Annotated in this window: 13 protein-coding genes and 5 tRNA genes; 13 read left to right on the top strand and 5 right to left on the bottom strand. The window is 61.8% G+C overall.

Annotation, left to right across the window (positions count from 1 at the left end; all coding sequences use genetic code 11):
* Positions 1 to 242 precede the first annotated feature (242 nt).
* The 4 genes from CCD76_RS04160 to CCD76_RS04145 all read right to left on the bottom strand — a co-directional run bounded on the left by CCD76_RS04160 (position 243) and on the right by CCD76_RS04145 (position 6,954).
* Positions 243 to 4,202 (bottom strand): hybrid sensor histidine kinase/response regulator, encoded by a 3,960-nt coding sequence (locus tag CCD76_RS04160; RefSeq protein WP_087718274.1) that lies wholly within the window; start codon positions 4,200 to 4,202, stop codon positions 243 to 245.
* A 96-nt stretch (positions 4,203 to 4,298) separates the two neighbouring features.
* Entirely contained in the window at positions 4,299 to 4,814 is a 516-nt protein-coding gene (locus CCD76_RS04155) for a hypothetical protein (RefSeq protein WP_087718273.1), read from the bottom strand.
* A gap of 91 nt (positions 4,815 to 4,905) precedes the next feature.
* The gene (locus tag CCD76_RS04150) at positions 4,906 to 6,687 is read right to left on the bottom strand and encodes a sodium:solute symporter family protein (RefSeq protein ID WP_087718272.1); all 1,782 of its coding nucleotides are present in this window, start codon (positions 6,685 to 6,687) and stop codon (positions 4,906 to 4,908) included.
* A 6-nt stretch (positions 6,688 to 6,693) separates the two neighbouring features.
* Positions 6,694 to 6,954 (bottom strand): DUF4212 domain-containing protein, encoded by a 261-nt coding sequence (locus tag CCD76_RS04145; RefSeq protein WP_071231497.1) that lies wholly within the window; start codon positions 6,952 to 6,954, stop codon positions 6,694 to 6,696.
* Between the two features lie 720 nt (positions 6,955 to 7,674).
* Here CCD76_RS04145 and CCD76_RS04140 point away from each other — a divergent pair.
* The 3 genes from CCD76_RS04140 to ttcA all read left to right on the top strand — a co-directional run bounded on the left by CCD76_RS04140 (position 7,675) and on the right by ttcA (position 11,051).
* Positions 7,675 to 9,492, top strand: coding sequence for a putative nucleotidyltransferase substrate binding domain-containing protein (locus tag CCD76_RS04140; RefSeq protein ID WP_087718271.1), 1,818 nt, complete (start codon positions 7,675 to 7,677; stop codon positions 9,490 to 9,492).
* An 11-nt stretch (positions 9,493 to 9,503) separates the two neighbouring features.
* Positions 9,504 to 10,121, top strand: a complete 618-nt coding sequence (locus CCD76_RS04135) for a 3'-5' exonuclease (RefSeq protein WP_087718270.1) — start codon at positions 9,504 to 9,506, stop codon at positions 10,119 to 10,121.
* Positions 10,122 to 10,196: 75 nt separating this feature from the next.
* Positions 10,197 to 11,051 (top strand): tRNA 2-thiocytidine(32) synthetase TtcA, encoded by an 855-nt coding sequence (gene ttcA, locus CCD76_RS04130; protein WP_087718269.1) that lies wholly within the window; start codon positions 10,197 to 10,199, stop codon positions 11,049 to 11,051.
* An 83-nt stretch (positions 11,052 to 11,134) separates the two neighbouring features.
* Here ttcA and hpxO read toward each other — a convergent pair whose 3' ends face one another.
* Complete coding sequence (hpxO, locus tag CCD76_RS04125; RefSeq protein WP_179208837.1) at positions 11,135 to 12,307, bottom strand: FAD-dependent urate hydroxylase HpxO; 1,173 nt, start codon at positions 12,305 to 12,307, stop codon at positions 11,135 to 11,137.
* Positions 12,308 to 12,594: 287 nt separating this feature from the next.
* Between hpxO and CCD76_RS04120 the strand changes: the two genes are divergently transcribed.
* The 10 genes from CCD76_RS04120 to CCD76_RS04075 all read left to right on the top strand — a co-directional run bounded on the left by CCD76_RS04120 (position 12,595) and on the right by CCD76_RS04075 (position 21,288).
* Entirely contained in the window at positions 12,595 to 13,320 is a 726-nt protein-coding gene (locus CCD76_RS04120; protein ID WP_087718267.1) for an alpha/beta family hydrolase, read from the top strand.
* A 77-nt stretch (positions 13,321 to 13,397) separates the two neighbouring features.
* Positions 13,398 to 13,473, top strand: a tRNA-Val gene (locus CCD76_RS04115).
* Between the two features lie 80 nt (positions 13,474 to 13,553).
* Positions 13,554 to 13,630: transfer RNA gene (locus CCD76_RS04110), tRNA-Asp, on the top strand.
* A 104-nt stretch (positions 13,631 to 13,734) separates the two neighbouring features.
* Positions 13,735 to 13,811 (top strand) — tRNA-Asp (locus CCD76_RS04105).
* 45 nt (positions 13,812 to 13,856) lie between these two features.
* Positions 13,857 to 13,933, top strand: a tRNA-Val gene (locus CCD76_RS04100).
* Positions 13,934 to 13,937: 4 nt separating this feature from the next.
* A tRNA-Asp gene (locus CCD76_RS04095) sits at positions 13,938 to 14,014 on the top strand.
* 299 nt (positions 14,015 to 14,313) lie between these two features.
* On the top strand, positions 14,314 to 16,326 hold the full coding sequence (locus CCD76_RS04090) for an NADPH-dependent 2,4-dienoyl-CoA reductase (RefSeq protein ID WP_087718266.1): 2,013 nt from the start codon (positions 14,314 to 14,316) through the stop codon (positions 16,324 to 16,326).
* A gap of 263 nt (positions 16,327 to 16,589) precedes the next feature.
* Positions 16,590 to 17,639 (top strand): threonine aldolase family protein, encoded by a 1,050-nt coding sequence (locus CCD76_RS04085; RefSeq protein WP_087718265.1) that lies wholly within the window; start codon positions 16,590 to 16,592, stop codon positions 17,637 to 17,639.
* Positions 17,640 to 17,971: 332 nt separating this feature from the next.
* Positions 17,972 to 19,894, top strand: coding sequence for a PrkA family serine protein kinase (locus CCD76_RS04080; RefSeq protein ID WP_087718264.1), 1,923 nt, complete (start codon positions 17,972 to 17,974; stop codon positions 19,892 to 19,894).
* Positions 19,895 to 20,004: 110 nt separating this feature from the next.
* Complete coding sequence (locus CCD76_RS04075) at positions 20,005 to 21,288, top strand: YeaH/YhbH family protein (RefSeq protein WP_087718263.1); 1,284 nt, start codon at positions 20,005 to 20,007, stop codon at positions 21,286 to 21,288.
* The last annotated feature ends 38 nt before the right edge of the window (positions 21,289 to 21,326 follow it).

Below are 21,326 nucleotides of genomic sequence, written 5' to 3'. Positions count from 1 at the left end.
CGGGCTTCGAGCAAAAGCTAGTTGCCTTGCTATGCGGAGTGGTTTGATTTTGGCTTTGAATAAAAAATGTCAGCGACGCTAGCGTCGCTGACATTTTTTTGTTCAAAAACAGCATCCTGATTTTCGAAGCTCGAAGCTCGAAGCTCGAAGCTCGAAGCTCGAAGCTCGAAGCTCGAAGCTCGAAGCTCGAAGCTCGAAGCTCGAAGCCCGAAGCCCGAAGCCCGAAGCCCGAAGCCCGAAGCTCAGTCGCCCGACAGCCTCGCTGCGCGACTGGCCTGCAGTGTCCGGGTCATCAGCGCGCGCAGAGCGGCCGGGCGCACCGGCTTGAGCAGGATCTGATAGCCGCCGCGCTTGATCTCCTCGGCGACTTCTTCGGTGCGGTCGGCGGTGATCACGATGCCCGGTACGGCCTGCTCGCAGAGCTCTTCCAGCGCTTCCAGGGCCATCATGCCGGTGACTTCGTTGTCGAGATGGTAGTCCGCGAGAATCGCATCCGGATCGCCCCCCATGTTGCGAAGCGCCGACTTGGCGCCACCGATCGAGGTGGCCGTATAGACTTCGCACTCCCAGCCTTCCAGCATCGCTTTCATGCCTTCGAGGATGAGGCGCTCGTTGTCGATGCAGAGAATGCGCGTGCCCGCCAGCTTGTTGCTGGCCCGCTTGTTGGGCGCCGTCTCTTCCGGCGTGGCGGCGCCGCGGCGATCGGCGATCATCGGCACGGAGACCGAGAACACGGTTCCCAAGCCGACTCGGGAGCGAACGAGAATCGGGTGATCCAGTACGCGGCTCATGCGCTCGGAAATCGACAGGCCCAGGCCCAGACCGCGCTCGCTCTCCTTGTGCCGGGAGGCCTGATCGAGACGCCGGAACTCCTGGAATATCTCGCTCAGCTTGGATTCCGGTATCCCCGGACCGGTATCCCAGACCTCGATCGTCACCCGGCCGCCGGCGCGACGGCAGCCCAGCAGGACGCGTCCCTGCTGGGTGTAGCGCAGGGCATTGGACAGGAAGTTCTGAATGATGCGTCGCAGCATCTGGGCATCGCTCTCCACCCACAGACTGGTCGTGACCATGTCCAGATCGAGGCCGCGATCGTCAGCCATGACTTCGAATTCGGCGCGCAGCGGACGCAGGATGTCGGCCAGGGGGAACTGGCTGCGACGCGGCGTGAGCGCGCCGGCGTCGAGCTTGGAGATATCCAGCAGCGTGCCCAGCAGTTCCTCGGCAGCCTGCAGGGAGTTGTCGATATGACCGATGGTGCGGCCGTGATCGGGATCCTCGATCTGCTGGCCCAGCGCCGAGGTGAACAGTCTGGCGGCATTGAGCGGTTGCAGCAGATCGTGGCTGGCGGCGGCGAGGAAGCGCGTCTTCGAGGCGTTGGCGTCCTCGGCGGTCTGCTTGGCCTGACGCAGCGCCTGTTCGGCCTCGGCGCGGACGCGGTTTTCCTGACGCAGCGCCGCGTTGGCTTCGGATAGCGCCTGGGTACGCTCGCGGACTCGCTCCTCGAGATTCTCGTTGGTCTCGCGCAGGGCGATTTCTGCCAGCCGGCGCTCGGTGATGTCCTGGTAGAGCGCGAAGAAGCCGAGGATTCGCCCGCCTTCGCCGAAGTGCGGCGTGTAGGTCACCAGCATGTAGCGAATGCCGCCGTCGCCGTCGTCGAGCGAGATCTCGAAGGTGACCCGCTCGCCGCTCAGGGCTCGCTGCATCCAGGGCGTGCGTTGACGCGCCGTCTGCGGCGGCAGCACGTTATCCGCCCGCTCCCCGATCACCGCGTTGCGGTCGATCCCCATCGCCGCTTCGTAGGCGCGGTTGGTGAAGAGATAGCGACACTCCTTGTCGAAGTAGGCGATCAGTGCCGGCACGTTGTCGGTGTAGATGCGGATGTTGCTTTCGGAGCGGATCAGCGCTTCCTCGGTGCGCTTCTGCTGCGTGATGTCCTGATAGGTGTAGACGAAGCCGCCCCCCGGCATCGGGTTGCCCAGCACCTCGAGCACCGAGCCATCCGGGCGGTAGCGCTCGTAGCGGTGGGGCTGGCCGCTGCGGATGTTCTCGATCAGCTGCTCGACGTGTTCCTCGGGATCGCCGGGGCCGTATTCGCCGTTGTGGGCGTTGTAGCGGAACACCTTTTCCATCGGCGTGCCGACACGGATCAGGTTGTCGGGGAAGCGGAAAATCTCCAGATAGCGCTGGTTCCAGACCACCAGGTTGAGATTCTGATCGACCACGCCGATGCCCTGGTTGATGTTCTCGATGGTCGCCTGCAGCAGCGCCCGGTTGAACTCCAGCACCTGTGACGCTTCGTCGACGATCGATATGACGTCCGAGATGCCGATACCGCGGCCCTGAAGCGCGGAGTTGACCACGATGCGCGCCGACGATGCGCCGAGAACCGAGGCCAGAAGGCGTTCGGTGAACTGGATGACGTCGATCGATGCCCGAATGTTGTTGTCCACCGGCTTGGCGTTGCGCCGGGCGTAGTCCTCGAAGGCGCGTTCGACCTGCGATTTGCCCAGGAAACGCTCGCACAGCACCTTGAGGTCGCCCATGGTCGTGGCGCCCGTCCAGGGGCGGTTGACCGTGGTCTGACGGGTTTCGATGCTGTCGACGAACAGCGAGGCCTGGATGCGCTCGACGACCCGCTGCGGTGTCAGCTGCGAGATGAAGATGTAGAAGAACAGGTTGAAGCCCAGCGACAGCATCACGCCGTGGGCGAAACTGTCGGTGACGTTGAGGCCGAACAGATGCAGCGGCGAGAGCCACTCCAGCCCCAGCGGGCCCCCGATCAGCCACGCTTCCGGCAGCAGGTTGGCCTGGATCAGCGCCGGCATCAGCAGGGTGTAGGCCCAGATCGCGAAGCCGACGTTGAGTCCGGTCACCACGCCGAGACGATTGCCGCGCTTCCAGTAGAGCCCGCCGAGCAGCGCCGGGGCGAACTGGGCGGCGGCCGAGAGCGATAGCAGGCCGGTGGCGGCGAGCGAGCTGTACTCGGCGACCAGCTGGTAGAACAGGTAGGCCAGGGCCAGGATGACGACGATGGTGAGTCGACGGGCGCGCAGCACCAGCCGGCCGTAGTCCCGGGGCTGCTCCTCGAACCAGCGCAGTCGGAACAGCGCCGGCAGCACGATTTCGTTGGAGATCATGATCGCGTTGGAGACGACGGCCATGATCACCATGCCGGTGGCCGCCGAGAGTCCGCCGACGAAGGTCATCATCGCCAGCCACGGCTGGTCGGCGACGATCGGCAGGGCGAGGACATAGCTGTCCGGCGAAATGCCCTCGCCGGGAAACAGCGATAGCCCCGCAGCCGCCAGGGGCAGGACGAAGAAGCCGATGGCCACCAGATAGACCGGAAATAGCCAGCGTGCCCGCTTGGCATCATCGGTATGGGTATTCTCGACTACCGTGATATGAAATTGCCGAGGTAGACAGAACACCGCCAGCATCGCCAGCAGCGTCTGGGTCCAGAAACTGGTATCGAAGTTCTGCTCGGTCAGCTGCTGCTGCAGCTTCAGATAGGTATCCGCGCGCGTCAGCAGTTCGCCCAGGCCATCGAACATGCCCCAGGTGACGTAGGCGCCCAGCACCAGAAAGACCAGTAGCTTGACCACCGACTCGAAGGCAATGGCCTGGATCAGCCCTTCGTGATGCTCGGTGGCGTTGGTATCGCGGGTACCGAAGAGGATCGCGAAGACCGCCATGAAAATGGTGATATAGAACGCCGTGTCGTCGACGATCGGCGCCTTCACTGCATGGCCGTCGCTGGTCATCACTCGAAAGGCGCTGGAGACGGCTTTCAGCTGGAGGGCGATGTAGGGCAGCGTCCCGATCAGGGCGATCATGCTGGCAAAAGCGGCCAGCGACTGGGACTTGCCGTAACGCGAGGCGATGAAGTCGGCGATCGAGGTCACGTTCTGGCGCTTGGCGACCCGGATCATCTTGGTGATTACCGGCCAGAACAGCAGGAACGCGAGCACCGGGCCTACGAAGATGCTGGCAAACGACCAGCCCGACGTCGCGGCCTGGCCGACGCTGCCGTAGAAGGTCCAGGACGTGCAGTAGACCGCCAGCGCCAGACTGTAGACGATTGGCCGGCGGCTTGCGGCGCCGTGGCGTCTGGCGTGCCGATCCCCGCGCCAGGCAATGGCGAACAACGTGGCGACATAGAGCAGTGCCACCACGATCAATAAACCGCCTTCGAACATGAACTCTCTCCCTTGATATGCGGCCATTCTAGGGCAACGCCAACCTCGAGGGCAGCCGCGATCCGGGGCTTGATATCGATGGTGCCGCGTGCCGGATCAGCTTTCGGAACAGACCGTCTCGAGTTGCGGGTCGTCGCCCGCGAGATGACGCAAACGGCCGATGTCGGGCTGGCGGCTATCGCCCACGAGCGGGACGCTCTCGCGAGCGCTGCAATTGACCAGATACGCCTGGTGGGTCAGCACGTCGCGATACTGCATTTCGAAACGATAGAGAACGAACTCGACGAGGCGCTCGCCGTTGGCTCGCGATTGCACCAGTTTGTCCCGGTCGACGACGCTGAACGCCGTGGTCAGCGGATGGAGATAGGTCCATGGGCGCCATAACATCCGGCTCTTCTCGGTCGACACCACTGTCGCCGATTCGGGCAACTGCTGGCGCTTGTATTCATACCAGTCGTACTCGTAGTTGATCTGGTAGGCCAGTAGGCCCAGCCCCGCGCAGGCTGGGATGATCCAGCGCGGTAGACGTTTACCGCTGAGAGAACGCAACAGTAGCGCCACGCCGGCGGCGCCCAGGCCGGCGGAGGCTGCCGCGACCAAATGCCATATCATGGTGATTCCTTGCTCAAAGAATCGGGCTTCCCGCTGGGAAGCCCGATTCGAGTGGTGCCAGTTAGCCTGACTCTTCAGAAAGCATTGTCGCTTAGTGATCGATCGCGACACCAGCCCCCTTGGGATAGCGCACGCTTTCCACCAGATCCTGAATCTCCTGCGGCGGCTCCTCAGTGACGCTGGAAACCATGTATGCCACGGCGAAGTTGAGGATGGCGCCCACGGAGCCGATGGACAGCGGCGAGATGCCCATTACCCAGTTGGCCTCAGTGTCCGGCAGGTTGTTGGTATCGGGAATGAAGAACCAGCCCTTGTAGACGAAGATGTATACCAGGGTGAAGATCAGGCCCGAGAGCATGCCGGCGATCGCTCCCTTGTTGTTGATCCGCTTGGAGAAGATTCCCATCATCAGCGCGGGAAACAGCGAGGCGGCGGCGATACCGAAGGCCAGCGCCACGACCTGGGCGGCGAATCCGGGAGGGTTGACGCCGAGGTACGTCGCGACCACGATCGCCACGGACATCGAAATGCGGGCTGCCCGCAGTTCGCCCCTTTCGGTGATCCTCGGATTGATCGCCCCTTTGATCAGGTCATGACTGATCGCCGAGGAAATCGCCAGTAACAGACCTGCCGCCGTGGACAGCGCTGCAGCCAGGCCCCCCGCGGCGATCAGACCGACCACCCAGCCGGGCAGATTGGCGATTTCGGGGTTGGCCAGCACCAGAATGTCGTTGCTGACCTCCAGTTCGTTACCTTGCCACCCGCGGTCGGAGAAATCGGCGGCGCCGTTGTAGAGTTGAATGTTGCCGTCGTTGTTCTTGTCGTCGAAGGTTATCAGTCCTGTCTCTTCCCAGGTGCGAATCCAGTCGGGACGGTCCGCGTACGCGATGGGATTGGCGGCGGCGTCCTCGTAGTTCTCGACCTGGGCGGCCATGTCCGGGTAGATGGTGGTCACCAGATTGAGGCGGGCCATCGAGGCCACGGCAGGCGCGGTCAGATAGAGCAGGCCGATGAACACCAGCGCCCAGCCGGCGGACCAGCGTGCGTCGGCGACCTTGGGAACGGTGAAAAAGCGCATGATGACGTGCGGCAGCCCCGCGGTACCGATCATCAGCGATAGCGTGAACAGCACCATGTTCAGCTTGTTGTCGACCATCGCCGTGTACTCATTGAAGCCCAGTGCGGTGACGACTTCGTTGAGCTTGGCCAATAGCGGCTCGCCGGAGGCGCTGTGATCGGAGAACAGGCCGAGCGGCGGTATCGGGTTGTCGGTCAGTTGCAGCGAAATGAATACCGCCGGGATGGTGTAGGCGATGATCAGTACGATGTACTGAGCCACCTGGGTATAGGTGATGCCCTTCATGCCCCCCAGGACCGAATAGAAGAACACGACAATGGCGGCGATGATGAGGCCGGTGGTCGCATCGACTTCCAGAAAGCGCGAGAAGGCCACGCCGGCACCGGCCATCTGACCGATGACGTAGGTGAGCGAGGCGATGATCAGGCAGACCACCGCTACCATGCGCGCCGATTTGCTGTAGAAACGGTCGCCGATAAACTCGGGGACGGTGAACTTGCCGAACTTGCGCAAGTAAGGGGCCAGCAGCAGAGCCAACAGGACATAGCCTCCGGTCCAGCCCATCAGGAAGGTGGAGGCGCCATAGCCTGCCGAGGCGATGATGCCCGCCATGGAAATGAACGAGGCGGCGGACATCCAGTCGGCGCCGATCGCCATGCCGTTGGTGATGGGGTGTACCCCGCCGCCTGCGACGTAGAAGTCCTTGGTCGAACCGGCCTTGGCCCAGATCGCAATGCCGATGTAGATGGCAAAGGAGCCGCCGACGAAGAGAACGTTGATGGCAAATTGACTCATGCAGGCTTACTCCCCGAGACCGAATTGTTTGTCCAGCCGGTTCATCTTCCAGGCATAGAAGAAGATCAAGCCGATGAAGATCAGAATGGACCCCTGTTGCGCGAACCAGAAACCCAGGTCAGTGCCACCGATGGATATGCCAGCCAGCAAGGGTCGTAACAGGATAGCGCAGCCATAGGACGCCAGCGCCCAGACGATCAGGCAGCCGGTTATCAGGCGAAGATTCGCCTTCCAATAGGCAGCAGCGTTGGATTTGTCATCTGCCATATTATCGTTCTCCGCGTCATTGAAGCTGGGAAGTGTTCCGAGTTTATGCCCGCCCGGCGGGAAACCGCTCGACTACAAACTACATTTATCATGAGTGATTCACATGCGTACGAATTTTACGCGGGAAGGTTCGGTCGACAGCCGCTTTTCGATCACTCATTTATGAAGACTAAAGTCTCCTTTATTCGCGCCTTGGCTCGTCGACAGGGTACGTTATCGACTTGCGATCTCCCTATAGTGCTCAATAGCAATATTGAGTAGCGAAAACAAGATGTTAAATCTTCTACCTTAGTATCGTGGAAACGATTGGCTAATGTTTTATACATAGTTGATTGGATATGAAATCGCTTTTTAATGATTTTGATTGAGATCTATAAGACCATGGTCTAGCCAAAAGTGCGGGGCGTTGAGTCCAGCTGGGTGTAGATATTCTGCTTTGCTATAAAAGTGATAAGTCATGACTTAATAAGGGAAGGGGAGGTTCGTTAAGTTATGATGAGTTGGCAAACAAATCGTTAAGTGTAGAGTGCCGGAAGGATATCGGGAGAGTATACAGAGCGCCGTAGATTGCGTTTTTGCCTGAGCATCGCCGCAATGGCGCTTTTTTGAAGGGTGAATTCTCGTGGCTGAAACGATATGACGGTTCGAGCATGCCTTCGTCGAGCCCGCTCGCGGCAGGGTGCTCGGCAAGAGTGCCATTGCGATGACGGGGGCCGCCTGATGGTCGATATGGACCTTTCCCAGCCGCCTTTCACGCTGCTCGACGATAGCGGGCGTGAGCGTGTCGTTCGTGGCGTCGATCTGCTCTACTTCAATCGCGGCGAGATCATTCTCGACGCCGGACAGCCCGGCGAGTTCGTGTACATCATCCACAAGGGCGAGGTCGCGGAGCTCGACCCCCACGCGCCGAGCGATCAGGCGCGCATTGCCCATTACACGGCTGGCGACCTGTTCGGTGCTATCAGCATTCTCAAAGGATCCAGCCGATATCGCTTCAAGGTGGAGCAGGAAAGCCTCTGCTATGCGATGCCCAAGACACTCTTCGAGCACCTTTGCGACGATTACCCGGCTTTCGCCGACTTCTTCCAGCGCGGGCTGGCGCAGAAGACCCGCCTGCTAGCCGAGCGTCGCGCCGAAAGTGGCGTGAACATGGCGGGTTTCATGCTGGCTCGGGTCAGCGCCTGCATGCGAGCGCCGTTGATCGTCGAGGCGACCACCAGTATTGCCGCGGCGGCCAACCGGCTCAACGAAAGCCATGCCGACAGCATGCTGGTCGGCAAGGACGGTCGCTTCGGGGTGGTGACCAAGACCGATCTGCTCAATGCATTAGTGATGGAAGGCGCGACGCAGGCGCGTCCGGTGGTCACCATCGCTCACTTCGAGCTGGTTTCCGCCGCTCCCGATCAGTATCTGTTCGAAGCGCTGGTGCAGATGACCCGGCATCAGGTGGCCAGGGTGGTGGTGGTCGAGCAGGACCGGCCGGTTGGCGTGGTGGAGTTGACCGATGTGCTCAGCCATTTCTCGAGCCGTTCCTACATGGTCAGTCTCGAGCTCGAGCAGGCCGACGATCTCGAGGCCCTGGCTCGCGCCAGCGCACGGCTGCCGGAGCTGGTCCAGGCGCTGATGGCCCAGGGGATCAAGCTCCGCTTCGTCATGGATCTGCTGGCGGCGCTCAACGGGCGTATCGTCGACAAGGCCTATCAGTTTCTCGTCGCCCCCCGCTACCGCGCTCAGAGCTGTCTATTGGTAATGGGCAGTGAAGGACGCGGTGAGCAGATCCTCAAGACCGATCAGGACAATGCGCTGATCGTCGCCGACGACAGCGATTGGCCTGATCGCGAGATCGCCATGCAGCGTTTCACCGAAACGCTCTATACGCTGGGCTACCCGCCCTGTCCGGGCAATATCATGGTCTCGAATCCTGCCTGGGTAGATAACGAGAGCGGCTGGCGAAGGACGGTCACGCGCTGGGTCGAGCGTCGTGACGGCGCGTCGCTGATGAATCTCGCCATCATGCTCGATGCCCGTGGCGTCGCCGGCGACACTCGTTTGCTGGATCGCGTGCGCGAACATCTCTTCGCCAGCTGCTCCCACGATGAATTGCTGCTTTCCTACTTTGCTCGGGCCGCGCTGCATTTCGCCGCGCCGTTGACCCTGTTCGGCACGCTCAAGACACCCAGACACGGTATCGACATCAAGAAAGGCGGTATCTTCCCGATCGTGCACGGGGTGCGCACTCTGACGCTGGAATGTCGCATCAACGAGACATCGACCCTGGCTCGGCTGGCGGCGCTTGCCGAACAGGGGCGGCTGGAAGCGGACTTTGCCGCAGATCTCGGCGAGGCGCTGGCGCTGTTCATCGAACTGCGCCTCAAGCAACAGCTGGCCCAACTCGACGGACGGCAGAACAGCGACGAACCCAACCTGGTCGTGGTGCAGTCTCTGTCGTCGCTGGAGCGCGACCTGTTGCGCCAGGCGCTGCATATCGTCAAGGATTTCCAGCAACGTCTGACGCACCGTTTTCATCTCGAATACTGACGAGGACTGCGATGATACGTTCGCTACGCCGTGTGGCCGATCGCCGCCGCCAGGCGGATGGCCGCTATGGCTGGCTGTTCAGTCCCTACACCGGTGACGAGATGGTGGCCATCGACTGCGAGACCACCGGCCTCGATACCAGGACCGCCGAACTGGTCTCGATCGCTGCGGTACGCATCCAGGGCGAGCGCGTGCTGACCAGCGGCTCGCTGGATCTGCGCCTCCAGCCGCCGGCCAGCCTGCGCGGTGATTCCATCAAGATCCATCGTATGCGCGGGATCGACTTGAATGATGGCGACGAGCTGGGGGAGGCGCTGGAAAAGTTTCTCGATTTCATCGGCAACCGCCCGCTGTTGGGTTGGTGCATCGATTACGACCGGGCGGTGATCGACCGTCAGCTTCGGCCGCTGTTCGGCTTCAGCCTACCCAATGCATGCCTTGACGTGGCACAGCTCTATCTGCGCGAGATGCATCGGACGCGCCCGCAGCTGGAGCCGACGGTAAATTTCGAGTCGGTCGCCGAGGCGCTCAATGTGCCGGTGATGGGCCGCCACACCGCCCTCGGTGATGCGACAACCACGGCCTTGATGTACATACGCCTGAAGAAGGGCGCCCTGACGACGAGTTAGCGAGGGCGCATCGCAAGTCGCCGGGCGCAGTGATAGCATGAGCGCGCCTTCATACCCATATGTGTCGTTCGACCCATGCAAGCATCTACCGTTACCCAGAAGTACGAGTTCAACAAGCTGCAGAAGCGCCTTCGCCGTCAGGTCGGCAACGCGATCATCGATTACGGGATGATCCACGAAGGCGACAAGGTGATGGTGTGCCTTTCCGGCGGCAAGGACTCCTACACCATGCTGGAGATTCTGATGAATCTGCAGCGTAACGCGCCGGTCAATTTCGAACTGGTCGCGGTCAATCTCGATCAGAAGCAGCCGGGCTTCCCCGAACACGTGCTGCCCGAGTATCTGGATGCCAAGGGGGTGAACTACCACATCCTCGAGCGCGATACCTATTCGGTGGTCAAGGAGAAGACGCCGGAGGGCAAGACCACCTGTGCGCTCTGTTCGCGGCTGCGGCGCGGCTCGCTCTACGGCTTCGCCGAGGAGATCGGGGCGACCAAGGTGGCGCTCGGGCACCATCGCGAGGACATCCTGGAGACGCTGTTCCTCAACATGTTCTTCGGCGGTTCGCTCAAGGCGATGCCGCCCAAGCTGCTGTCGGACGATGGCAAGAACATCGTCATTCGTCCGCTGGCCTACTGCCGCGAGGCCGACATTGCTGAATTCTCGCGGCAGATGGCATTCCCGATCATTCCCTGCAACCTGTGCGGATCGCAGCCCAACCTGCAGCGTCAGGTGGTCAAGGAGATGCTGGCGGAGTGGGAGGTCAAGCACCCCGGGCGGCTCGAGACCATGTTCAAGGCGGTGACCAATGTCGCGCCCTCGCAGCTTGCGGATCGCGGCCTGTTCGATTTCGAGGGGCTGGAAGCCAAGCAGCGTCAGATGCAGGAGACGCGGATCGATGCCTTCGATCTGCTCGCCCGCGAAGCCTGAGCGAACACGGAATTCAGAAGGCCCGCCGGAGATGATATTCGGCGGGCCTTTTGCATTGGGGCTGGGCGGTTTTCAGGCAGTGCCTAGCCCAGTGGACCGCCCAATATCGTCTTGCGCATACCGCTCATGATATGGGTGCCGTCCTCTTCGGCGAGTTCTGAATACCATGCTTGCGTCGCCGAAGGCTCGGCGCCATGGGTCGTGTCGGCACGCTGGCGTGCGCGCGTGACGATACTGCCGACCCGCTGGACGCGGGCACGGTCGTAGGCTTGCAGGGCGGCGGGAATGTCGCCATCGGCGTCATCGAGCGTGCGAGCCAGTACCCACGCGTCTTCCATCGCCTGGCAGCCCCCCTGGCCCAGATCCGGCGCCATGCCGTGCGCCGCGTCGCCGAGAATGGCAGCACGTTCGCCGATCAACGTCTCCAGCGGTGCGATGTCGTGAATCTCCACGCGAGCCATCGCGGCGGGGTCGACGCGCTCGATCAGCCGCTGAACCGGCGGTGCCCAGCCGGCGAAATGCCGTGCGAGCTCGTCACGATAACTGGCGGGATCGTTGGGCGTGCCGGCGGGCAGCGGGACGTCGAAGAAACAGTAGAACTCGGGCGAGGCGCCTTCGCCGCTCATCGGCATCATCGAGACGCGCTGATGGTCGCCGACGTACTGCACCCACCGGTCGAGCGGGGCGAGATCGGGCGTGGCAGCGACCCGCACGTTCCAGTTGACGTAGCCGCAGTAGCGACGCTCCACGGCATGGCCAAGCGCCCGTTCGCGCAATCGGGAGTGCGTGCCGTCGGCGATCACGATCAGGTCGGCCCGGCGCGTCGAACCGTCGTCAAAGGTGGCTTCCACGCCGCTGTCGTCGCAGCGGTAATCGGTACAGGCCAGGCCGAGCGTGACGTTGTCCGACCCCACGGCATCCAGCAGCAGCTGCTGGAGCGCCGCCCGCGCAATGGGGCAGGCCCGCTGTCCCACCTGATCGTAGAGCGGCTGCAGGCTGAAATGGGTCAGGGGCTGGCCGTTCTTGGTGAGATAGGCCATGTCGTTCATGCGCCCGCTGGCCTGTTCGACGGCATCGCCCAGTCCCAGAGCCTTGAGCACCTTGACGCCGTTGGACCAGACCGAGATGGCCGCGCCCACCGGGCGAAGCTCGGCGACGCGGTCGATGACCTCGACCTGGTGACCTGCCTTCTGGAGCGCCAGGGCAGCGGTGAGTCCGCCCATGCCGGCGCCGATGACGAGAACGTTCAGCGTCATGGGAATGTCCTGGTTGTTGTCGTTAGCTTGTTGTCGTTAGCTTGTTGTCGTTGGCTTATTGTCATCAAGGAATGCGTCGTTGAACGACGTATCTTGAGAATCTGTCATGCCAGATGAGCACAACCAGAAAACCTGACCGATCGATCAAGTTTTGTCATCCTACGCAAAAAAGATGCCGCATGGGAATGCCGGAGTCATCGCCGGGCCTGACGCGAGGCTTCACCGATTCATCGCTGGCACCGGCTGAAGCGGCATGATTTGCCGGAACCAATCGACAAGGGGGCACGATGACCGGAACGGCCATAGTTCCATCACTCGAGACTCAGGATAGCGAAACATTACGTGCAGCGCTGGCAGCGGGCGACGGCGCGAGCCATGAGGCCGTCCTGGGCGGATTCGTCGTCGAAGGGGAGGCGAAGCATGCGCGCCTGATTCTCTGTCACGGGGCAGGGGTCGGGCACGATTCCCCGTTTCTGACCCGATTGCGCCAGCAGTTGGCCGCGTGCGGCATTCAGGTCGTGGCGCTGGAGTTCGGCTACATGGCGACCATGCGCAAGGAGGGCAAACGACGGCCACCGCCCAGGATCGAGAGGCTGGTGACGGAGCTGGCCGAATGGCACCGGGCGTTGCAGGCGCTGGATGGCGAGACGCCGCTGTGGCTTGGCGGCAAGTCCATGGGAGGCAGGGTCGCGAGCCTGCTGGCCACGCAAGTCGACGTGGCGGGGCTGGTCCTGTGTGGCTACCCGTTTCATCCCCCCGGCAAGCCTGCGCGTTTGCGACTCGATCACTGGCCGGAGATTCGGTGTCCGCTGCTGTTGCTTCAGGGGACGCGCGACCCGTTCGGGCGACGCGACGAGGTCGAAGGATACGATTTACCGGCACAGACGGAGTGCCACTTCCTGGATGGCGGAGACCACGATTGGAAGCCGCCCAAACGCCACGCGCGGACGCAGTCGACATTGATCGATGAGGCTGTCGGCCACGTATCACGCCGGCTGGGCGCAAGTGAATGATCCGGATGGAAAATAGTGGTGTGAAAAGCTGTTGACTTTCGACCGGTCACAGGTAGAATGCAGCGCCACGTGACCACGGGTGGTTAGCTCAGCTGGGAGAGCACCAGCCTTACAAGCTGGGGGTCACAGGTTCGAACCCTGTACCACCCACCATTACGTTTTCGTAGTGCTCGGGTTCACGTGTTGCAAGTCGTAGTTGCAAGAAAGAGTGGCAAGAAGCAGTTGGAAAATGCGGACCGGTAGTTCAGTTGGTTAGAATGCCGGCCTGTCACGCCGGAGGTCGCGAGTTCGAGTCTCGTCCGGTCCGCCATTTCCACCGACATCGGCACGTCGCAAGGCATGCTATGTCACCCGCTAGTCGCGTAGTTGGTATCGTTGGTCTGTGTTTCGACTCAAGCCTCTGATACATCGAGTGGACCGGTAGTTCAGTTGGTTAGAATGCCGGCCTGTCACGCCGGAGGTCGCGAGTTCGAGTCTCGTCCGGTCCGCCACGCTTCGCACTGCTAGTGTTTGTTGTATCGAATTGTTTGACGTCTGGGTGGTTAGCTCAGCTGGTTAGAGCACCAGCCTCACATGCTGGGGGTCACAGGTTCGAGTCCTGTACCACCCACCACAGCGGACCGGTAGTTCAGCTGGTTAGAATGCCGGCCTGTCACGCCGGAGGTCGCGGGTTCGAGTCCCGTCCGGTCCGCCATCGACGTCTTCTGCTCCGATTATCTCCTCGCTGTTATTCTCTGCTGTCGCGATACCTTCAGGCCGACACGCTCGCCATTCGATGGTTTTCACGCCATTCGATAGTCTTCGCGCCCCAGCCTCGCTGGCATTTTATCGATCTGTCTTGTTCCGTTCGTCCCTGCGCTGCTCATCCTCGGCCGCACCCTGATACCGCTTTGGTGGAATGGTTCCCGTCGGTGTTTTCGTTACACTGATGTTCATACGTGCGTTTGAAAGCCGCTATCGGCGGTAAGCGCCCCGACATGAGTGGATCCGACCGTGACGCGTTTCTCCCATCTATTTCGCCCTCTGCAAGTCGGCTCGTTGACACTGCGCAATCGCGTGGTGATGGGGTCGATGCATACCAACCTGGAAGAAGCGTCGAACGGCTTCGAGCGTCTGGCGGCGTTCTATGCGGAACGGGCGCGTCATGGCGTCGGCTTGATCGTCACCGGCGGCATCGCGCCCAACGCGGAAGGGGCGGTCTTCCAGGACGCCGCCAAGCTCACCGATGGTGTCGAGGCCGAGCGGCATCGCCCCGTCGTGGAAGCGGTGCACGCCCACGGCGCTCATATCTGCCTGCAGATACTGCATGCGGGCCGCTATGCCTATTCGCCGGATCTGGTCGCGCCCTCGGCGATCGCCGCGCCGATCAATCGCTTCACGCCACGCGCGCTGAATGGCGACGAGGTCGAGCGGCAGATCGACGACTTCGTCCGCTGCGCCAGGCTGGCCCAGGCCGCCGGGTACGACGGCGTCGAGATCATGGGTTCGGAAGGTTACCTGATCAATCAGTTCCTTTGTCGCCGTACCAACCATCGCGATGACGCCTGGGGTGGCGATAGCGCGGGACGCCAGCGTTTCGCGATCGAGATCGTGCGTCGGGTTCGCGAAGCCTGCGGCACGGATTTCCTGCTGATCTTTCGACTGTCGATGATCGATCTGGTCGAGGAGGGCAGCACCCGCGAGGAGATCGTGGCGCTGGCGCAGGCGATAGAAGGCGCCGGGGCGGACATGATCAACAGCGGCATCGGCTGGCACGAGGCACGAGTGCCGACCATTGTCACCAGCGTGCCGCGTGCGGCGTTCGTTCCTGTCAGCCGGGCGGTGCGCGAGGCGATTTCGATACCGCTGATCGCGACCAATCGTATCAACATGCCGGCGGTGGCGGAGGCGGTGCTGGCCGAGGGGCATGCCGATCTGGTGTCGATGGCGCGTCCCTTCCTGGCCGATCCGGCATGGGTGAGCAAGGCCGAGCAAGGCCGGGTCGACGAGATCAACACCTGCATCGCCTGCAATCAGGCCTGTCTCGATCACACCTTCAAGGGCAAGCTGACCTCCTGTCTGGTCAATCCGCGCGCCTGCCACGAAACGGAACTGACGCTGACGCCGACCGATACGCCCAAACGGATCGCCGTGGTGGGGGCCGGCCCGGCCGGACTGGCTGCCGCCGTTGCCTGCGCCGAGCGCGGGCATCGGGTGACGCTGTTCGAGCGTGATTCAAAGGTTGGCGGCCAGTTCCGGCTGGCGCAGCGCATCCCGGGAAAGGAGGAGTTCGCCGAGACGTTACGCTACTTCACCACCCAACTGATGCTGCGCGGTGTGGAACTGCGCCTCGATACCCAGGCCGATGTCGAGCAGTTGCGGGGCTTCGACGAGGTTGTCGTCGCCACCGGCGTCAAGCCTCGCGAGCTCGAGCTCGAAGGCATCGATCACCCCAGCGTGCTTCCCTATCCCGTGGCGATCCAATACCCCGAGCGAGTAGGGCGGCGAGTGGCGATCATCGGTGCCGGCGGAATCGGTTTCGATGTCGCGGAACTGCTGGCCCACGCAACGTTGCCTGCGCAGGATGTCGAACGCTGGTGCGACGAGTGGGGCGTTGATCTGTCGGTGGCTACCGCTGGCGGGCTGAAGCCGCGGATGTCGCCGGCGGTGCCGCGCCAGATCACGCTGCTGCAGCGCAAGACCGGCAAACCGGGCGAGGGGCTTGGCGTGACCACCGGCTGGGTCCACCGGGCGGTGCTCCGGGCGCGTCGGGTCGAGACGTTGTCGGGCTGTGTCTATCGGCGTATCGATAATGATGGTCTGCATGTCAGCGTCAACGGGGAGCCCCGGCTGCTGGCAGTCGACAATATCGTGATCTGTGCCGGTCAGGTGTCGCAGCAGGCACTTCATGAGGCGCTGGTCGCAAGCGGCGTGAGGGCTCATCGAATCGGCGGTGCCGATCTGGCTGCGGAGCTCGATGCCAAGCGTGCCATCGATCAGGGCGTGCGGCTGGCGGCGAGTCTATGAGCCTGGGCCGGTTGCGTTGAGTCAGCGTGAGTGGCGAGTGCTCGTGCGCTGCCGAGCGTCGAAGACAGGTGTTAGACTGGAATTTCACCAGTGAGCGCGAGCCGTGCGACGGCGACCCCGTCGCTCCCCGGGTCGCGCTTCTTGTTATTCAGGCTGCCGTGTCTCGCGACCGCCATGCCTGACCCTCAGAAAACGCAGACTCTCGTGTCGTGACCGGCCTTGGTCGCTTTTTCTCGATGGAGGGATCGTACAAGGACCCCCAGATGACATCCGATTGTAGCCCTCGCTATCTGGCGAGCGATAACACCTCCGGTATTTGCCCGGAAGCCCTCGATTACCTGATTCGGGCCAATGCCAGCGATGATCTCGCTTATGGCAATGATGCCTGGACCCATCGCGCTGCGGATCGTTTCCGCGAGCTTTTCGATTACGACTGTGACGTCTTCTTCGTCTTCAATGGCACAGCCGCCAACTCGCTGTCGCTAGCGGCGCTGGGGCAGAGCTATCACAGCGTGATCTGTCACGAACTGGCCCACATCGAGACCGACGAGTGCGGCGGGCCGGAGTTCTTTTCCAACGGCTCCAAGCTGCTGACCAGCTCGGGTGAAGATGGCAAGCTGACGCCGGAAGGGATCGAGCGGCTGGTGGTGAAGCGTAACGACATTCACTACCCCAAGCCGCGGGTCGTCTCGATCACCCAGGCCACCGAGGTGGGCACGGTCTATTCTCGCGAGGAGCTGTTGGCGATCCGCACCGTCGCGGACAAGTATGATCTGCGTGTTCACATGGATGGCGCCCGTTTTGCCAACGCCTGTAGTGCCTTGGGGGCGTCTCCGGCCGAGCTGACCTGGCAGGCCGGGGTCGACGTGCTCTGTTTCTCCGGCACCAAGAACGGCTTGCCGATGGGCGAGGCGATTCTGTTCTTCAACAAGGAGCTGGCCGAGGATTTTCCCTACCGCTGCAAGCAGGCGGGTCAACTGGCTTCCAAGATGCGCTTCATCGCCGCACCCTGGCTGGGGCTGCTGGAATCCGGCGCCTGGAGAAGCAATGCCGACCATGCCAATGCCATGGCGCGTTATCTCGCCGAGGGGTTGGCCGCGCTACCCGGTGCTTCGCTGATGTTTCCAACGCAGGCCAACAGCGTCTTCGTCAGTTTGCCCGAGCCGGTCATTTCGCAATTGCGCGCCAAGGGCTGGACCTTTTATACCTTCATCGGCGCTGGCGGTGCGCGGTTCGTCTGCTCCTGGAACACCACTTCCGAGCTGCTCGATCAATTGCTGGCCGACGCCCGGGCCGCTTTCGACGCGCCCTGATGCATCCGGCGCCCTGAGGTCTCGGGCGCCGGTTTTCTCGCCTTTTTCTCCTTGCTCGATTCGCGAACGAATTTTGTCGTGATTTTTCTATGAGTTACCGGAAATCGCGCGACGCAGTGCGTTTTGTCGGCGCAAAATTCCCCGTGCATCGAAACCGGATCGTGGTAGCGTGTTCTAAAGCGTGTGTTCCGACGCTGCGTTGAAAAGGCTCGCGAAACGGGTCTGTCCGACGCTTCGTGCATCTGTCTATGTCTGTCTATGCTGTTAGTCAGCTAGCCCGGCTGGCAGGGCATCCGTCCTGTGCGGTTGGGGGTCATGACCAGGAGGCTTCCATGAGCATCTTCGATCACGTGCAGAGCCGTTACGAACAGGTTCAACAGGAAGAAATGAGCCTGCAGGAATATCTAGAGCTGTGCCGGAAAGATCCCCGTGTCTACGCCAACGCCGCCGAGCGGATGCTGAGTGCCATCGGGGAACCGGAAGCGATCGACACGGCCAAGGATCCTCGCCTTTCCCGTATTTTCTCCAACAAGGTCATTCGCCGCTATCCCGCCTTTGCCGAGTTCTACGGCATGGAAGAGGCGATCGAGCAGATCGTCTCCTATTTCCGTCATGCCGCTCAGGGGTTGGAGGAGCGCAAGCAGATTCTCTACCTGCTGGGCCCGGTCGGTGGCGGCAAGTCGTCGCTGGCCGAACGCCTGAAGCTGCTCATGGAGCGCGTACCGTTCTATGCGATCAAGGATTCGCCGGTCTACGAATCGCCGCTCGGGCTGTTCTCGCCTGAGGAAGATGGCGAGCTGCTCGAGAAGGAATACAACATTCCCCAGCGCCACCTGCGGGGGCCGATGTCGCCCTGGGCGGCCAAGCGCCTCAAGGAGTACGGCGGGGATCTGTCGCAGTTCCGCGTGGTGCGTCTGCATCCGTCGCGACTCAATCAGATTGCGGTGTCCAAGACCGAGCCTGGCGACGAGAACAACCAGGATATCTCGTCATTGGTGGGCAAGGTCGATATCCGTCAGTTGGAGCTCTATTCCCAGGACGACCCGGATGCCTACAGCTTCTCCGGCGGCCTGTGCAAGGCCAACCAGGGGCTGATGGAGTTCGTCGAGATGTTCAAGGCGCCGATCAAGGTGCTGCATCCGCTGCTCACGGCCACGCAGGAGGGGAACTACAACCCCACCGAGGGCATGGGGGCGATTCCGTTCGATGGCATCATCATGGCCCACTCCAACGAGAGCGAGTGGCAGCAGTTCCGTAACAACCGCAATAACGAGGCATTTCTCGACCGCGTCTATATCGTCAAGGTGCCTTACTGTCTGCGCGTTTCCGAAGAGATCAAGATCTATCAGAAGCTGCTGGAGCATTCGTCGCTCAACGAAGCCCCCTGCGCGCCGGATACGCTGCGCATGCTGGCGCAGTTCTCGGTGTTGTCGCGGCTCAAGGAGTCGGAAAACTCGAGCATCTACTCCAAAATGCGGGTCTACGATGGGGAGAACCTGAAGGATACCGATCCCAAGGCCAAGTCGATCCAGGAGTATCGCGACGCGGCCGGGGTCGATGAAGGCATGAACGGACTCTCCACCCGTTTCGCCTTCAAGATTCTCTCCAAGGTGTTCAACTTCGATGCCCACGAGATTGCCGCCAACCCAGTGCATTTGCTTTACGTGCTGGAGCAGGCGCTGGAACGCGAGCAGTTGCCCAAGGAAGTCCACGAGCGCTACCTGCGGTTCATCAAGGAATACCTGGCGCCGCGTTACGTCGACTTCATCGGCAAGGAGATCCAGACCGCGTACCTCGAGTCCTATACCGAGTACGGCCAGAACATCTTCGACCGCTACGTGACCTACGCCGACTTCTGGATTCAGGATCAGGAGTATCGCGATCCGGAAACGGGCGAGCTGTTCGACCGGCAGTCGCTCAACGAGGATCTCGAGAAGATCGAGAAGCCCGCCGGGATCTCCAATCCCAAGGACTTCCGCCACGAGGTCGTCAATTTCGTGCTGCGCGCGCGCGCCCACAACAACGGTATGAACCCGAGCTGGCAGTCCTACGAGAAGCTCCGCGGCGTGATCGAGCACAAGATGTTCGCCAATACCGAGGAGTTGCTGCCGGTCATCTCGTTCAATGCCAAGGCGTCGGCGTCGGATCAGCGCAAGCACGAGGATTTCGTCGATCGCATGGTGCAGCGCGGCTATACCGAAAAGCAGGTGCGCCTGCTCTCCGAGTGGTATCTGCGGGTGCGCAAGTCACACTAGCACGTGGTTAGTTGATGTCAGCAGGAGCGGCGGCTGCGAGTCGGGCCGCGCTCCCAGAGGCAGAGGCCATTCCCGATGGCCACTGTCGCAGCCAGTCTGCGGGAGGTGCCATGAGTTACTTCATCGATCGACGCCCCAACGCACGCCACAAGAGCGCGGTCAATCGTCAACGGTTCTTGCAGCGCTATCGTTCCCACATCAAGCGCGCCGTGGAAGAGTCGGTGAATCGGCGCTCAATCACCGATATGGAGCGCGGCGAAAAGGTCTCGATTCCCACCAAGGACATCTCCGAACCCTCGTTTCAACACGGGCCGGGTGGTCGACGTACGGTAGTGAGTCCAGGGAACAAGGAGTTTGCCGAGGGGGATCGGTTGCGCCGCCCTGGGGGCGGAGGCGGTGGTGGCGGCAGTGGCGAAGGTCAGGCAGGAAACCAGGGCGAGGGCATGGACGAGTTCGTGTTCTCGCTGTCACGAGAAGAGTTTCTCGATTTCGTCTTCGATGGCCTGGAGCTGCCGCATCTGGAGCGCAAGCAGCTGCAGGTTCTGGAGGAGACCCGGCCGGTAAGGGCTGGCATCTCCAAGGAAGGCGTGCCGGCGCGCATCAATATCGTGCGTTCGATGCGCGAGGCCCAGGCCCGGCGTATCGGCATGCGGGCGCCATTGAAACGGGCACTGCGCGAGGCCCAGGAGGCGCTCGATGCTGAGGAGCGCAAGGATCCGGTATTGCGCAATCCGGCGCGTATCGATGAGTTGAAGTCCGAGATCGCCAGGCTGGAGAAGCGGATCGCGTCGATTCCGTTTCTGGATACCTACGACCTGCGCTACAACCACCTCACCCATCAGCCCATGCCGTCGAACCAGGCCGTGATGTTCTGCATCATGGACGTCTCCGGCTCGATGACCCAGGCGCACAAGGATATCGGCAAGCGCTTCTTCCTGTTGCTCTATCTGTTTCTCGAACGCAATTACGAGAAGGTCGAGCTGGTGTTCGTGCGTCACCATACCGTGGCCAAGGAGGTCGACGAAGAGGAGTTCTTCTATTCGCGGGAGACCGGCGGCACGATCGTCTCCAGTGCCCTGACGCTGGTCAACAGCATCATCGAGGCACGCTACGCGCCCGAGCAGTGGAACCTCTACGTGGCCCAGGCCAGTGACGGCGACAACTGGGATGACGACTCGTCGAACTGCCTCGAGCTGCTCAACGAGTCGTTGATGCGCAAGTTGCAGTACTTCACCTACGTGGAGATCACGCCTCACGCCCATCAGGCGCTGTGGGAGGCCTACGACACGGTGCGGGCGGCCTATCCCGAGCGTTTCGCCATGCAGCAGATCGTTCAGGCGGAAGATATCTATCCGGTCTTCCGCAAGCTCTTTCGTCAGCGTGCGCAGGGCTGACATCGATATCTCGGGCAGGATGGGACGGACGCAGCGAG

The organism is Salinicola salarius, assembly GCF_002179555.1.
In the GTDB taxonomy this organism is placed as follows: domain Bacteria; phylum Pseudomonadota; class Gammaproteobacteria; order Pseudomonadales; family Halomonadaceae; genus Salinicola; species Salinicola salarius_A.
The sequence above is the reverse complement of the archived record's forward strand: the minus strand, read 5'-3'. Positions and strand labels throughout refer to the sequence as shown.